Source organism: Vreelandella lutescens (assembly GCF_014640815.1).
Taxonomy (GTDB): Bacteria; Pseudomonadota; Gammaproteobacteria; order Pseudomonadales; family Halomonadaceae; genus Vreelandella; species Vreelandella lutescens.
Genome location: NZ_BMHM01000008.1, coordinates 31,847 through 47,729, shown reverse-complemented (window position 1 = coordinate 47,729; position 15,883 = coordinate 31,847). Strand labels below are relative to the sequence as shown.

14 protein-coding genes are annotated in these 15,883 nt (G+C 48.7%); 8 read left to right on the top strand and 6 right to left on the bottom strand.

Annotation, left to right across the window (positions count from 1 at the left end; all coding sequences use genetic code 11):
• Positions 1–3 precede the first annotated feature (3 nt).
• From ribF to IEW65_RS16365, 5 genes are all read right to left on the bottom strand, one after another.
• Positions 4–1,041, bottom strand: a complete 1,038-nt coding sequence (gene ribF / locus IEW65_RS16385) for a bifunctional riboflavin kinase/FAD synthetase (RefSeq protein ID WP_188640529.1) — start codon at positions 1,039–1,041, stop codon at positions 4–6.
• A gap of 138 nt (positions 1,042–1,179) precedes the next feature.
• Positions 1,180–2,757: a murein biosynthesis integral membrane protein MurJ gene (murJ, locus tag IEW65_RS16380; RefSeq protein ID WP_188640528.1), complete on the bottom strand. Its 1,578-nt coding sequence runs from the start codon at positions 2,755–2,757 to the stop codon at positions 1,180–1,182.
• 104 nt (positions 2,758–2,861) lie between these two features.
• Positions 2,862–3,128: a 30S ribosomal protein S20 gene (gene rpsT, locus IEW65_RS16375; RefSeq protein WP_009097974.1), complete on the bottom strand. Its 267-nt coding sequence runs from the start codon at positions 3,126–3,128 to the stop codon at positions 2,862–2,864.
• Positions 3,129–3,411: 283 nt separating this feature from the next.
• Positions 3,412–4,788 carry a flagellin N-terminal helical domain-containing protein gene (locus IEW65_RS16370; protein ID WP_188640527.1) on the bottom strand — a complete coding sequence of 459 codons (1,377 nt, stop codon included), beginning with the start codon at positions 4,786–4,788 and terminating at the stop codon, positions 3,412–3,414.
• Positions 4,789–4,980: 192 nt separating this feature from the next.
• Complete coding sequence (locus IEW65_RS16365) at positions 4,981–5,664, bottom strand: P-loop NTPase family protein (RefSeq protein ID WP_188640526.1); 684 nt, start codon at positions 5,662–5,664, stop codon at positions 4,981–4,983.
• Between the two features lie 232 nt (positions 5,665–5,896).
• On the opposite strand from IEW65_RS16365, the gene rfbB reads away from it, so the two are divergent.
• From rfbB to IEW65_RS16325, 8 genes are read left to right on the top strand one after another with little or no spacing between them, the layout of a single operon-like run.
• Positions 5,897–6,904: a dTDP-glucose 4,6-dehydratase gene (rfbB, locus tag IEW65_RS16360; RefSeq protein ID WP_188640554.1), complete on the top strand. Its 1,008-nt coding sequence runs from the start codon at positions 5,897–5,899 to the stop codon at positions 6,902–6,904.
• Positions 6,905–6,960: 56 nt separating this feature from the next.
• Positions 6,961–7,830, top strand: coding sequence for a glucose-1-phosphate thymidylyltransferase RfbA (gene rfbA / locus IEW65_RS16355; RefSeq protein WP_188640525.1), 870 nt, complete (start codon positions 6,961–6,963; stop codon positions 7,828–7,830).
• A gap of 3 nt (positions 7,831–7,833) precedes the next feature.
• On the top strand, positions 7,834–8,262 hold the full coding sequence (locus tag IEW65_RS16350; RefSeq protein ID WP_188640524.1) for a sugar 3,4-ketoisomerase: 429 nt from the start codon (positions 7,834–7,836) through the stop codon (positions 8,260–8,262).
• Positions 8,237–8,701 carry an acyltransferase gene (locus IEW65_RS16345; protein WP_188640523.1) on the top strand — a complete coding sequence of 155 codons (465 nt, stop codon included), beginning with the start codon at positions 8,237–8,239 and terminating at the stop codon, positions 8,699–8,701. The genes IEW65_RS16350 and IEW65_RS16345 overlap by 26 nt, the downstream gene beginning before the upstream one ends.
• Positions 8,698–9,828 (top strand): DegT/DnrJ/EryC1/StrS family aminotransferase, encoded by a 1,131-nt coding sequence (locus IEW65_RS16340; RefSeq protein ID WP_188640522.1) that lies wholly within the window; start codon positions 8,698–8,700, stop codon positions 9,826–9,828. Before IEW65_RS16345 ends, IEW65_RS16340 begins: the two co-directional genes overlap by 4 nt.
• Before the next feature lie 29 nt (positions 9,829–9,857).
• The gene (locus IEW65_RS16335; RefSeq protein WP_188640521.1) at positions 9,858–12,908 is read left to right on the top strand and encodes a PEP/pyruvate-binding domain-containing protein; all 3,051 of its coding nucleotides are present in this window, start codon (positions 9,858–9,860) and stop codon (positions 12,906–12,908) included.
• A complete protein-coding gene (locus IEW65_RS16330) occupies positions 12,905–13,519 on the top strand; it encodes a gamma-glutamyl-gamma-aminobutyrate hydrolase family protein (protein WP_188640520.1) in 615 nt (204 codons plus the stop codon). The genes IEW65_RS16335 and IEW65_RS16330 overlap by 4 nt, the downstream gene beginning before the upstream one ends.
• Positions 13,516–14,286, top strand: coding sequence for a phosphocholine cytidylyltransferase family protein (locus tag IEW65_RS16325; RefSeq protein WP_188640519.1), 771 nt, complete (start codon positions 13,516–13,518; stop codon positions 14,284–14,286). The genes IEW65_RS16330 and IEW65_RS16325 overlap by 4 nt, the downstream gene beginning before the upstream one ends.
• 39 nt (positions 14,287–14,325) lie before the next feature.
• Here IEW65_RS16325 and IEW65_RS16320 read toward each other — a convergent pair whose 3' ends face one another.
• Complete coding sequence (locus IEW65_RS16320; RefSeq protein WP_188640518.1) at positions 14,326–15,723, bottom strand: formyl transferase; 1,398 nt, start codon at positions 15,721–15,723, stop codon at positions 14,326–14,328.
• Between the last annotated feature and the right edge of the window lie 160 nt (positions 15,724–15,883).

Sequence of the window (15,883 nt, the reverse complement as noted above, 5' to 3'; positions counted from 1 at the left end):
CGGTCAGCCGTCGTTAGCATCGGCAGCGTCATCCGCCGAAGTGAAATCAGAAGAAGCGGTCTCACGCCCAAGCGGGGCCGAGGCCAGCGGAAGAGAAGGTGTTACGCCAGTGTCAACGTCCGCAAAATAGCGGCGCGCCCTGGCCTGGTCATGGTTAATTTGTGCTTTCAGCGCATCTAGATCCGCAAATTTTGCTTCCCCACGCAGCCTTGCGCAGGGGTAAACCGTCAGCCGCTGACCATACAGGTCGCCAGAAAAATCCAGCAGGTGCACTTCCAGCGTGGGGCGCTTGGCCCCCACCGTGGGCCGAAAGCCAACATTCGCCACGGCGGGGTAGCGTTCGCCATTCGCCAGTTCGGCCATCACTGCAAACACCCCCCGTAGCGTCAGCGGCTGTGGCAATAGCGGCAGGTTCGCGGTCGGCACACTAATAGTGCGCCCCAACTGCTGGTCGCGTACCACGCGGCCATGCAGCGAATAAGGCCTGCCCAGCAGGCGGGCGGCCACGTCAAAGTTACCGCTGGCCAGCAGCGTACGCACTCGGGTGCTCGATACCCGCTCGTCATCGACTTTAAAGGTGCGGGTGTGTTCCACGCCAAAGCCGTAAGTGCGCCCTACTGTTTCTAGCAAGCTGAAGTCGCCACGGCGATCACAGCCGAAGCGGAAGTCGTCGCCCACCACTAAATGCTTAACGCCCAGCCCATCAATCAGCACCTGATCGATAAACTCGCGCCCGGTGAGGCTGCGCAAGGCATCGTTAAACGGCAGGCAAAGCACCTGCTCGGCACCGTGGTCGCGTAATAGACGCACTTTTTCCCGCAGGCGCGTTAAGCGCGGCGGCGCTTGGTCACCGGCAAAAAACTCGCGGGGCTGAGGCTCAAACACCACCACGGTCAGCGGGACGCTCAGGCGCGCAGCGTGCTCGCGGCACTGCTGTAGAATCGCCTGATGGCCGCGATGCACGCCATCGAAATTACCGATGGTTGCCACGCAGCCACGATGGGACGCTGTCAGATTGTGCAGACCTCGAATGACGTGCATGGCACCTCTTTTTTAAAAGCTTGTTTTAAAAGCGTTTTCCGTTTTAAGGCCGCTAGCCGTTTTCAAAGCGTTTGATTATAACGAACGCGCCGGTCTGGTGCAGGAGAAGATCATCGGCGCTCATCCGCCAGCGCCTTTCTAGCCGTTCATTTTAAAGTGGCGAAACCGCAGCCCAAGCGCCGTTAACCATACAAAGTAGAGCCCTCCGCCCAGCACTACCAGTCCAGCCACCCAGCGAATACGCTGCCATAGCCCAAATTCGAGCCATACTTGCCAATCAGGTGAGACGATCATTAGCGCCACACTCATGAGCACGCTGCCGCCTATTAACTGCACGGCATAGCGCCCCCATCCCGGCTGAAACACCAGCACCTGCTGGCGGTAAAGCAGATACCCCAGCAACCCAGCGTTTAAGAACGCAGAGAGCGCAGTGGCCAACGCCAGGCCCGCGTGGGCGAGTGGCCAAATCAGCATTAGGTTCAGCACCATGTTAGCGACCATGGCGATAATGCCGACTTTCACCGGTGTTTTGGTGTCTTGGCGGGCAAAAAAGCCCGGCGCTAGCACCTTGATCAGCATAAAGGCCACCAGCCCGAAGGCATAGGCGCGCAGGCTCATGGCTGCCATTTGAATGTCGTTATCGGTCATCGCCCCGTAGTGGAACAGGGTAATTAAAAACGGTTCAGCCAGTACCGCCAGCGCTAGGGCTGCGGGCACGCCTAACAGCAACACCACACGAATCGCCCAGTCCAGCATGGCGGAAAAGTGCTCGGTGGACTGCTCAACATGACGCTTGGAGAGCGCAGGCAGAATAATGGTGCCAATCGCCACTCCAAACACGCCAAGCGGCAGCTCTACCAAACGGTCAGAGTAGTAAAGCCATGAGACGCTGCCCGCTGCCAACAGCGATGCCAGCACCGTATCCAACAGCAGGTTGATCTGCGACACCGAGACCCCAAACAGCGCTGGCACCATCAGCTTTAAAATACGCTTCACGCCATCGTGGGCGAAGTTAGGCCATGGCGTCGGCAGCAGCCCCAAGCGCATCAAAAACGGCACTTGAAAAGCGAGCTGGGCCGCCCCCGCAATCAGCACGCCCCAGGCCAGCGCCATGGCAGGCTCTTCCATCAGTGGCATTAAGAATAGCGCCGCGCCGATCAGCGACAGGTTCAGCAGCACCGGGGTAAAGGCAGGCACCGCAAAGCGGTTCCATGTATTCAGCACGCTGCCCGAAAAGGCCGTTAACGAGATCAGCAGCAGGTAGGGAAAGGTGAGCCGCAGCATATCCGCCGTCATGGCCAGCTTTTCGGGGTCGCGGCCAAAACCAGGGGCAAACACCCACACCAGCCAGGGCGCTCCCAGCATTGCCAGAGCGGTGATCAGTGCTAGCAGCGCCGTTAGGCTACCCGCCACCGCATTCAGCAGCTCACGGATCTCCTGCCTGGTGCGCTGGGTGGAGTACTCCGAGAGCACTGGCACAAACGCTTGGTTAAACGCCCCTTCAGCAAACAGGCGACGTAGAAAATTGGGGATTTTAAACGCCACAAAAAAAGCATCCGAGCCGTTACCTGCCCCTAACAACGTGGCCACCACGACATCCCGCACCAACCCCATCACGCGGGAAAGCATTGTCATGGCGCTCACGACTAACCCCGAGCGCATCAGCCCTCGGCGCGGCGGTGGCATATTGGCATGCTGTGGCGTATCGGCGCTCATCACTTATTCCATGCAGGCTAACAAGAGGCGAATACATCGCCGTGGGCGACATTTAGGCACAAAAAAACCGGCCGCAGCCGGTTTTTTTTATGGCGCCTGCCGACTTACGCCGCCAGAGCCTTAATGCGCTTGTTCAAGCGGCTTTTCAGACGTGCAGCTTTCTTCTTAGAAAGAACGTCTTTATCAGCGATGCGGTCGACGACCGGCTGCATGACCTTGAACTCTTCCATTGCCTTGCCATGGTCACCAGTGTTGATCGCTTTGATCACACGCTTGATGTAGGTGCGGACCATGCTGCGCTGGCTGGCTTTCAGGACGCGACGAGTCTCGGCCTGGCGGGCGCGCTTGCGTGCTTGCTTGCTGTTCGCCACAGGTATCTCCTTGGAGAATAAGGGCTGCCTATAAACGGCAACGAATTTACTATGTGTTTGTCGGCTGGCATTTGCCAAATCACGACACTTTCGTAATATCTTTCCACAACAACCGATTGATTTGAAAGCGTTAGTTACGCTGACAAATAGTGTAACGAGCAGTAAAAACGCTGCCCGTTCACGGGTCTTGTCTGAGAGGATGGCGTAGTCTATCACGCGTAGAGCGGGCTTGCTAGCCGTTGTCAATGCTTTCCGTGTGCTCACTTCCAGAGTAATGGCGTGATTATTCTATCAAAGACAGCAGCGCCTGCGGTGTAGCATTCGCCTGAGCCAGCATACTCGTACCGGCTTGTTGCAGAATCTGCGAGCGTACGAGGGACGCACTTTCCAGAGCGTAATCAGTATCTAAGATACGTGACTGAGCCGCAGATAAATTTACTGACTGCTCTGATAAATTATTGATGGCGCTCTCAAAGCGATTTACCAGTGCACCATACTGGCTCCGATAGCCATCTACCTGATTCATCGCTTCTTGGAGCTTGGCCATTGCTTCACGGGCTTTTTCGATTGGATCTAGCTCCACATCTTCCAATCCGAGAGATGTAGAGTCTGAAGGAGTGGGATCAATGGTAATGCTATCCACTGCTTCACCGTATTGAGCTGATACTGCGATTTTCACTGGTGCGCTGTCAGGCAGTGGTGGCGGCGGAACAGGAGTTTCCCAGCTCATTTCTGTAAAGCGGAAGGCACCAGAACCCGTTACAAAAATCAGCAGCGGCTCCGTCACCTCATCAATAGAGATACTCTCCTCTAATGCCCCTGCAGCATTAGAATCTCCAGAGTATGTAATCTCCATTCCGCGAAACGTTGTTGTGCTATCAGTGCCAGGATCTGAAGTGCCTGAATTTAGCTGACCTGTACTGTATATGGCACCTTCCTCAAAGCCAGAGTCTGCTGAGAAAAAAGTGCTATCCACATTAGCTTGATCGATATTGCCCCATACACTTGGCACGCTGGAGTCAAAACTCGCAGGAATTGCACTTCCTGCGACATGCGTGCCATCACGCGTAAAAATCTGAATATCATCATTTGCGCCGTTATCATTTATCGATAATCGAAAGCCAGTAACGCCTTCTGGAATATAACGAAAAGCACGTACGCCAGACATTTCCAACTTATCGATTGCAATCGGCAGATCCACAATACTGGGTGTACTCCCAATAGTGGCAGGAGGCGTTTTCAAAGGAGCAAGCGGCGTCTGCCCAAAGGCCTCTGTACCCAGTGCAATTCGATCAACCTCAGCACGCAAAAGTTTATATTCTGTATTGATAGACGCCCTATCTTCATCTGTTAGCGTACCATTTGATGCCTGTACAGCCAGCTCTCTGGCACGCTGCAGAATATCGTTGATACTGTCCAAACCACCCTCGGCAGTTTGAACTAACGAAATACCATCGTTAATGCCACGTGCAACCGTCGAGTTTGCACGCAAATTAGACTCCATTCGGTTAGCAATCGCCTGACCTGCCGCATCATCTTTAGCGCTGTTGACTCGCAGGCCAGAGGACAGGCGCTGCATTGCAGTATTCATTGTGGACTGTGTGCGCTTCAGATTATTTTGGCCACTGAGTGCATTAACATTGGTATTAATAACAGACATCAACAACATTCCCTTATACGTTGGCTATATTTGCTATCGGCAGGAACACAGAAAACTTAACCAGCATAGAGACGGATGCGCACTTAGGCACAATTTGAAGCAGCCTTGCTGTCATTGACCATCAACTGCAGGCGAAGGAACGCGCTAGAGCCCTCGATCGAAACACCCTGCCCTAGCGCGTTTTAGAAGGTCTTACCCTATAAACGCAAACTGCTCATACGCCTTACGCAACCACACCTTCATACGCTGACGTTCAGCAATGTTCATCAAACGGCGGTCGTTGGCCACCGCCCAAAAACTGCTGTTATTGAAGTCGATTTTTTGCGTAAGCTTGGCATGCAAGCGAGGGAGCTCTATGAGAGTAGCCCCTTGCACACGGGCCTGCTGATACGCCTCTGACTGCGCAAAGCGCTCAAAGCTTTCGCCACGCCCAAGGTTCTGAACGACCACGACATCCACCGGCTGCGACGCGTAACGGGTTAATACCTGAGACAGTAGCGTGACGGAATCTGCGCCATCGTCCATCACGTGCCACCACACGACCTGCATACCCAACTCATCGAGCAGGCCAAACACATCGGTTTCCTCAATCCAGCGATTGATGGGCTGAGCGGACTGCGCGGCCAAGTCGATAATTAAATCGCGATCAGGATGCTCTTCCACAGCCGAGAGCATGCCGTCTAGGCTATCGTCATCGCCTACCACCACCGGAGAGGCGTATTCCTGATAAAAGCGTGAAAACGTGCCGTGGGAGGCATCGCAATCAAACCCCAAAAACGGCCGCTCGTGGTCAATGTAATACTGCGCCAATACTCGCGCCGTCATCGACTTGCCTACACCACCCTTCTCACCGCCAATAAAGTGAACCTTACCCATCCTTGTCTCTCCGCCATCGGGCCCGATGCCCTGTTGGAATTTAGCAGGAAAAAGCGTAAAGCGGTGTTAAAGCTAGCGCTTCAAGGCCAGCAAATCTGCTAAAGAAAGCACATAGACGCACACAACTGCGCTTTTCATGCAATTAACAGAAAAGACTTATGGCAAACTCTCATCATTAGGACGGCTTTCATGCCTTTGCAACAACGCTAAAGTAATAGGGCACTTCAACCACATGACCACATTGGTTGTAACAGGCGGCGCGGGATTCATCGGTAGTGCGGTGATACGCTACTTGATGAAACACACCGACTCGCGCGTGATCAACATCGATAAGCTAACCTACGCTGCCAATTTAGACGCTCTGGACGCTGTGCGTGAGAACGAGCGCCACTATCTAGCACAAGCAGATATCTGTGACCCAGTCGCCCTCCAAACGCTGTTTGCAAAGTATCAACCGAACGCGGTGATGCATCTTGCCGCTGAGAGCCATGTGGATCGCTCCATCAGCGGGCCTGCTGATTTTATTGCCACCAATATTGTGGGCACTTACACGCTCTTAGAGGCTAGCCGTCATTACTGGCAGACATTACCGGACAGCCAACGCAAAGCTTTTCGTTTTCATCACGTCTCCACCGACGAGGTGTATGGGGATTTGTTGCCTGAAGCTCCAGCATTCATTGAAACCACGCCTTATGCTCCCAGCTCTCCATATTCAGCCAGCAAGGCAAGTTCTGACCATCTAGTACGGGCTTGGCACCGTACCTATAACCTACCTGTCGTGGTTACCAACTGTTCCAATAACTACGGCCCCTGGCAGCATCAGGAAAAACTCATTCCCCTCATGATCAGCCAGGCGTTGGCTGGAAAGCCATTACCTGTCTATGGAAACGGCCAGCAGCAAAGAGACTGGCTGTACGTGGAAGATCATGCACGTGCGCTTCACTGCGTGCTTACTTCTGGCCGTGTGGGTGAAACCTACAACATTGGCGGAAGTAATGAACATGCGAATATTGATGTCGTCAATGAGATCTGTGTGATGCTGGACGAGTTAGCACCCCGAACCACGGGCTCCTACGCAGAACAGATCGCTTTCGTAACCGACCGCCCAGGGCATGATCTGCGCTATGCGATTGACCACCAGAAAATCACTCATGAGCTTGGATGGCGTCCACGAGAAAGCTTTAGCAGCGGGTTACGTAAAACTGTGGAATGGGCATTATGTAGACATGAGCAGCCATAACGAGATATGAGTAAAAGTATCCATCGTCGTATGATCATTCAAAACAAAGGATAACCATGAAAGGCATCATTCTGGCAGGTGGGAACGGCTCACGGTTATATCCTATTACCATGGGCGTCTCCAAACAGCTTTTACCCATTTACGATAAGCCGATGATTTACTATCCGCTTTCAGTGCTCATGCTAGCGGGTATACAAGACGTCTTAATCATTACCACGCCGGACGATCAAGCAAGTTTTCAGCGGTTGCTAGGAGACGGTAGCCGTTTTGGTATTCGTCTTTGCTATGCGATACAGCCTAAACCAGAAGGGTTAGCCCAGGCATTTTTGATTGGAGAACGATTTATTGGCAACGATGGTGTGTGCCTAGCCTTGGGCGATAATATTTTTTACGGCCAGGGCTTTACGCAAATGCTCCTTCAAGCGTCTGCTATGAGCAATGGTGCCACTGTATTTGGATACCAGGTAAAAGACCCAGAACGCTTTGGGGTCGTTGAATTTAATTCTCTTAAGCGTGCAGTCAGTTTAGAAGAAAAACCTATCAAGCCTCGCTCCAATTATGCAGTAACAGGGCTATATTTTTATGACAATAGTGTTATTGATATTGCTAAAGGGGTGAAGCCCTCTGAGCGTGGCGAACTGGAAATCACTAGCATTAACCAAGAATACCTTGAACATGGCAATTTACGAGTTGAAGTACTTGGCCGTGGGTTTGCTTGGCTAGACACTGGCACTCATGAGAGTTTACTTGAGGCTGCTCAGTTTGTAGAGACCATTGAAAAACGCCAAGGCTATAAAATTGCATGTCTAGAAGAAATTTCTTTCAAACAGGGCTGGCTAAGCGCACGTGATATAGAGAGGCAAGGCAATCATCTGATCAAAAGTAGCTATGGACAGTACCTACTCGCTTTAATAGAAGGCAGATAAGCTATGAGTCTAATACAGTGGATTGACTTTCAAAGTTTAGGAGACCATAGAGGGCAACTGGTTGCACTTGAGATAGGCCATGAACAAGCAGTGCCGTTTGACATCAAGCGTGTTTACTACATATATCATACAGCACCTGACGTCAGCCGAGGATTTCATGCACATAAAAAACTAAAGCAAGTGGCGATTTGTATTTCTGGAAGCTGTCGCATGGTATTAGACGATGGTAAAACTCGAGAGTCAGTGCAAATGAACGCTCCTACAAAGGGACTTTTAATTGACAGTCTGATGTGGCGAGAAATGCACGACTTTAGTGATGACTGTGTACTTATTATCCTGGCCAGTGAGCACTACGATGAAAAAGACTATATCCGCGACTATAAAGAATTCACAAGGATAAGCCAAAATGCCAATCATACACCCACTAGCTGACGTAGCCAGCATAGACATTGGTCCAGGTACTCGTATTTGGCAATTCAGCGTAGTACTTGAAGGTGCAAAAATCGGCCCCGAATGTAATATTTGTGCTCACACCTTCATAGAAGACGATGTTGTTATTGGTGCCAGAGTCACAATAAAATCTGGCGTATATTTATGGAACGGCACACGTATCGAAGATCAAGTTTTTATTGGTCCTAATGCCACATTTACCAACGATCCATTCCCACGTTCAAAAGCCCATCTTGAGACTTTCAAAGGAGTTACGATTAAACAAGGAGCTAGCATTGGGGCTAATGCAACCCTGCTTCCCGGCATCACTATAGGTGCTCACTCTATGATTGGAGCAGGTGCAGTAGTCACACAAGATGTACCTGAAAATGCGGTAGTCGTCGGCAATCCAGCTAAAATAATAAGGCACCTCAAACAATGATTCCATTCCTTGATCTCAAAAGCATAAACGAACACTATCGCAATGAACTTATCACGGCCTGCACTGATGTCATTGACTCTGGATGGTATATTAATGGCCAACAGTTAAGCGCATTTGAGAAAGAGTTTTCTGAATATTGCGGAAGCAAATATTGCATAGGTGTAGCAAACGGTCTAGATGCCTTAACGCTAACTCTCCGAGCTTGGAAAGAGTTGGGAAAAGTTAAAGAAGGTGATGAAGTAATCGTTCCGGCAAACACATATATTGCAACTGTACTAGCAATTACAGAAAACAACCTCACCCCTATACTGGTTGAACCAGACAAAGCCACTTACAATCTATGCCCGAAAAAAACTGAGCAAGCTATTACCACTAAGACACGAGTTATATTACCTGTTCACTTGTACGGCAAGCTGGCTGACATGCCAGCTATTATAGATATTGCTGAGCGCCATCAGCTATTAGTATTGGAAGATGCTGCCCAAGCACACGGAGCAGGCTTAAATGGCCGTAAAGCAGGAAACTGGGGGGATGCTGCAGGCTTTAGCTTCTACCCTGGAAAAAACCTAGGAGCCTTAGGCGATGCCGGCGCTATCACTACTGATGATGAAGATCTAATAAAAATTTTGCGTGCTCTTGGAAACTACGGTTCACATATAAAATACCACAATGTATATCAAGGGGTAAACAGCAGGCTAGATGAAATTCAGGCGGCCATGCTACGAGTAAAATTACGCTATTTAGACGATGAAATCGTGGCCAGGCGAAAAATCGCACATGCATATCTTACGGGCATCAAGAATCCCCTGATACATTTACCAGAAATCAATAGTGAATCAGCTCTTAGCGACAAATCACATGTCTGGCATCTTTTTGTTATTCGAAACACTCAACGTGAAGCACTACAGAGCCATCTACTTGAAAATGACATCCAAACTTTAATACATTACCCCATACCCATTCACGAGCAACAGGCCTACAGACATTGGAGCAAACCTTCATTCCCGATCACTGAAAGTATTCATAAAGAAGTTATTAGCCTTCCAATAAGCCCTGTTACAAAATCTAATGACATAGAAGAGATTATAAAAACTTGCGACTTGTTCAACAAGGAAGCAAATGCCTAACTGCAACATTGAAAAATTGAGTCTTCCTTATGCCTAAACTTATCATTTTAGGGGCAGGAGCTCCTCATCATGGAAAGCTTCCCGCGGCTCTAAATGAAGCCCGCTCAGGAACATCAATACTACAGTGGCAGCTGGATGCCTGTAGTGTAGATATCAAAGATACTTTATTTGTAGCTGGATATAAATCCAACTCTATCAAAACACGACACCCAGATTTACCAATAGTTGTCAATGAGCATTGGGAAAGTACTGGCAGTGCTACATCGCTATTTACTGCGCCATTTGGTTATGATGAACCATTACTAGTCTGCTATAGCGATGTTCTCTTTCGCTCCTCCATTCCCAAGGCGCTCACAAGCTGTGAGGCAGATATTGCTGTTGCATGGGACAGTGCCTGGAAACACCGCTATGTAGGGCGTAATGCCAATGATCTATTGCACCGCGAGCTTGTCATGGCTAACAAGGGATATTTAACTCGCCTTGGAGAGAATCTACCCGTCGACTGGGCGAATGGTGAATTCATTGGGCTTGTTCGCTTTTCACCAGCAGCACTAAAATTCATATCAACATTTAAAGAATATCCACCTGAAAGCCTGCGCAAAAGTCATTTATCCGAATACATTGAGTACCTCCGCGCTAATGGCCTAAGTATTGCCGGCGTTGACGTAGCCGGGGACTGGGCCGAGTACAATGCACCTCAAGATATCGCTCGGTTTATCTTAGGCACTAAAGCCGAAACCCTCAGCCGTTTAAGGGGCATGATGAGCCATGCCGTTATTCAGGATCAGGAAGCTTTCTCTGTACAAGAGTGGCAAGCTAACCCCAACCTGGTGATACACAATATAGTCGATCACTTTGGCGACCAGCCATTAGTTGTACGCTCAAGCGCGCACAGCGAAGATTCCTTTGACGCTTCTAATGCAGGCGGCTATGACAGCGTCCTCAATGTCTTGCCTGGCCCAGCACTTAAAGATGCGATCCAGCAGGTCATTCTCTCCTACGGTAAGTCTGATAACAGCGACCAAGTGTTAGTTCAGCCGATGGTGAGCAATGTTCAAGTCAGTGGCGTGGCCTTCACTCGTACACTCGTGCATGGGGCACCATGGTATGTCATAAACTATGAAACTAATGGCAATACCGAAGCAATTACTAGTGGTGCCAGTACCGATCACCGGACACTACTGCTACGTCGACAAACTGCAGACACAATCACATTACCAGAGCCTAGGTTAGCAGGCCTAATTAAAGGACTGCTCGAGATCGAAACCTTACTCGAGTACGATGCGCTCGATATCGAATTTGCGATTGATGCTGCAGATACAGTGCACATTCTTCAGGTTCGTCCCATTGCAGTAGATCGAACAGCCAGCAACCTTGATGATAAAACCTGCGACCATTTTTTACAGCAAGCTAAGATGCGATGGAAAACTCTTTCAGCTCTCCCTCCCCATCTACCTGGAAAGGCCGCTCCGATCTATGGCGTAATGCCCGACTGGAACCCAGCCGAGATCATAGGCACTACACCTAGCGCGTTGGCTAAAAGCCTGTATCGTTACCTTATACTGGATGAGACCTGGGCCACTCAGCGAGCTGAATACGGCTATCGCGATGTCCGCCCGGCTCCACTGCTTACGGAGTTTGCCGGACACCCCTACATCGATGTGCGAGCCAGTTTTGCATCATTTATACCCGCGAATGTACCGGAAGCACTGGCAGGCCGCTTGCTTGACTTCACCACCAACTGGCTTCGCCACCACCCAGAGCTTCATGATAAAATAGAGTTTGATGTTGTACCCACTTGCTTAGGCCCTAATTTCAATCGCTGGGAGCAACGGCTGCTTCATGAAGGAGGGTTCAAACCGGAGGAGGTAGGCATCTTAAAGCGTGAGCTTAGTTCCATTACAAGCAATGCCTTTTATCGCTGTCAACGAGATCTGGATTTTATAGAGCAGTTGGAGCAGCGCTTCGAAACTCTTAAGGCAAACACAGCTTTAGCACCACTGGAACGTGCTAGGCTGCTGTTAGGTGACTGCCGTCGCTTAGGAACGCTCCCATTCGCACATTTAGCACGAAGCAGCTTCATAGCAGTAACGCTTCTAAAAGAAGCCGAAGCTACTGGAGCTATCAGTCGTGCTGCCCGAGAAAGCTTTCTTTCAACTATACGTACTGTGAGCCACCAATTCACTGATGACGCTCATGCGACGGCCGTTGGTGAGTTATCGTGGGAAACCTTTATTGATCGCTATGGGCACTTGCGCCCTGGCACCTATGATATTACTTCTCCACGCTACGATGCAGATCCAGAGCGTTATTTACGCCCGCTGGTTGAACAGTCTCAATCAATTCATCATACACCGCAACACCGCGATGCCTGGCAACTAGAGCGAAAGAAGTTCTTTCGTGAAATCAAGTGTATTGGGTTACCTAGCGATCCAGAGGTGGTAGAGCGGTTCTTGCGCCAATCGATTGAAGGTCGAGAATACGCCAAGTTTGCTTTCTCACGTAACCTTTCGGCCGCCCTAGAGGCCTTCGCCCACGCAGGAGATGAAATGGGGCTTAAACGTGAGCAACTAGCTAATCTGCCGCTAGATGCTTTACTAAATCTGGATATGGCCTCATTGAGCCTAGAGGACTCAGTTGAGCATCTATGTAAACAAGCCGATCAAGCACTCCGAAACCGGCGCGTCGCTGCAGCCTGTGAAATGCCCCCTCTTCTCAAGAGTATAGCAGAGCTCGATACTTTTATATTAGGTGCTGATCAGCCAAACTTTATCGGATCAAATAGCGTAACGGCAAGCTGTCTTGATTTAAGCCAGGAATGCACGAGGAATTCTACTAATGTCGCAGACTATATCGTATTAATCCCCCAAGCAGACCCTGGCTATGATTGGTTGTTTGGCCAAAATATTGCAGGCTTAATCACTCTTTACGGTGGGGCTAATTCACATATGGCGATTCGTGCGGCAGAGTTTAGCATACCAGCGGCCATTGGTATCGGTGAAAAGCGTTATCGAGAGTTGTTAAAGGCGCGGGTAATCGAGCTGTCACCCGTTAATGGTTTGCTTAGGGTTGTTCAATGAAACGCGTTGCAATTTCACAACGCAGAGATGCAGATCCGAATTACAGAGAAGTTCGTGACTGTTTAGACATACGCTTTGCAAAGCTGCTTTGGGAGTGGGGCTTTTTGCCACTCCCGCTAGCTAGTGGCGTCTCTAACCCTAGCACTTATCTTCATGCCATGAGCCCAGATGCCATCGTGTTCACAGGAGGTAATGATATTGGTAGCGCTCCTGAGCGGGATGCTTTGGAAACTGCAGCACTTGATTACGCGGCCTACTACCAGTTGCCAGTGTTCGGCATTTGCCGAGGCCTGCAAATGCTTAATCACTACCAGGGAGGGCATTTACGTTCTATATCTGGACACGTTGCCATAGAACATACGATTAGCGGGCCACTTACCCAACACTCGCCAAGAACAGTGAATAGCTACCATAAATACGCTGTTTACCCCGATACACTAGGCAACAACCTACGTGCACTCGCTTGGGTAGAGGATGGCAGCATTGAAGCACTCTGCCATACCACCTTACCGTGGCTTGCTATCATGTGGCACCCAGAACGAGACTCTCAAATTAACGCAGCTGACAAAGCGTTTATTACCATGCTTTTAACAGAAGGACGTCTACCGTGATAGCTATTATCCTTGCTGCTGGTCAGGGCACTCGACTACGCCCACTAACAAATAATAAGCCTAAATGCTTGGTGGAGCTTTCAAAAAAACCGCTATTAGAGCACCAGCTCACCACACTAAAGGAGCTTGGCATACATGACATTCACGTCGTAGCAGGCTATTGTGCCGAACAGCTCAATCGAGCAGATATAACCACCCACTTCAATCCAAACTATGCAAACACAAATATGGTTAGCACGTTATTTTCAGCTGAATCTGTAATGAGCGGTGAAGACGACCTAATCATTAGCTATGGCGATATCGTTTATGAGCCCAAAGTACTGCAGACACTACTGCTATGTGATGCACCGATCTGTTTAGCCGTAGATATAGAGTGGAGACGCTACTGGGCTACCCGCATGGATAATCCATTAGCTGATGCTGAAACACTCAAGATAGTGGATGACAACAGAATTATAGAATTAGGCAAACAGCCACACTCTTATAATGACATTGACGGACAATATATCGGTCTGATCAAAGTCAGAGCCGATTATGTAACACAACTAGCAAAAGCCTGGCGTAATATGGATCAAAATGCCCATTACGATGGCAAGGACTTCCTGAATATGTACATGACAAGCTTTCTTCAGCACTTAATTGACAGTGGGTGGGAAGTCCAGGCAGCCTTAATCGAAAATGGTTGGGCAGAAGTAGACTGTAAAGAAGATCTGCAAGTGGCCACGCAGTTTTGGCAACCACGTGGCTCAACGAGAAACGCAGAATGATAAAAGGGCTTACTTCAAAAACCCTCACTCGGAATTAAATTATCCATAAAATGGTGATTTGCTGCGCACCATAAGAATAGAAATCGTTTTAAGAAGCGGGTGGATAACATAATAGGTTTCACCCTCCTTCTGGTCTTGCACTTGGCCACCAGGCAATTGCTTATGAGTATAATAGTGAGTCAGCACTCGAATCATAACATCAGAGCGGATTATACCATCATAATAGTAATCAATCTCCATATCAGTGGGAGGTAAAGGATAAAGCTCACGAAAAAAAATTTCTCCAGCATCAATACTTGGTGACAGTAAAATAGCAGAAACACCAGCGTTGCCAGATATCATGAAACTGTAATATGTGGTAGTACTGCCTCTAAACTCTGGTAACCACCCAGCATGCATATGAAGAAAAGGGCCGGCAGCGGTTAAAACATCCCTATGCACAATTTCTCCGCCAAAGCCGGAAAACACTACAAGCTCATGACTAAATCTATTTAAAGACTCAATGACGGATTGATTGTTAACACTTCCCGTATCAAGAACCTCGATGTTTTCAGAAAGCATCTGGCAAGTATCTTCTAACGGAACCCGCAAGTCAGGGATAAAAACATCACCAAAGGCATCAGATGCAGGTGGTACGAGCCTTTTTTCAGATTGACCCCACTTTTTCTGAGATGACGATGTCATCAATATAATCTTCCCCATCCGAAACCCATATGCCAATAAGGATTGAGCATAAGCACGCGAACGCATTGTATCTGCAAGTAATAAAGTCACATTGCCAAGCAATTTACCAGAACAATTACTTTCTTGGGCACGGGGTAGATCTAAACTACATTGATGAACATTTTCGTTAATCTTACTGCACAGATAAAATACCAATTCTCGTTCAATGTTAGCCACATACGCGACCCGCCGTCTTTGCTCAACAGTCAATTTTTTTTCAACTGAATATAAAGTATCCAGACATTTTATGAGTGCATTAAGAGCTGGCAACTTTTCAAACTCACGATACGCAGCCACCAACACTTCAGAAAACCTGACATATAAAGAAAGATCTCTATACGTTCCAACTGGTTCGATTTTATTTTTATTAATTTTATAACCTAAATGTAATCGCTTAGAAACTTCAAAACGTTGTATCATCCAGTTGAGCCAATTATAAAAACTATCTGCTTGGTGCTTCTTATTTCGAAACAACTGGTAATTGAGACTTTCAAGGAGAGCAGATGTATCCACATTATTATCAGTGGGGTATGGCGTTTGGGTAGAAGCTGGTGAAGGCAACGAGACATAACTGAGATCAACATCACGTATTAGTACATCCCTGGCCGCTTCCCAGGCCACAAGAAACTGCCTTCCATGATAAGGGGCATATGTATAGCTATGGCGACTCTCCAAATTATCACCATCATCATAAGGATAACGTAAGGAATTCAATTAACCCTCCTTCATGAAAAATAAAAAATTATACAAAGTTCTCGATGCAAAATTTCTTTTTTAAAACTGTAAAAAAACCCTAGTAACTAAGCACATAGGCCCTCAGGCCCACAAAAATACCAAAAAAAAAGGCACCTAAATCCTAAGAATTTCATTGAAG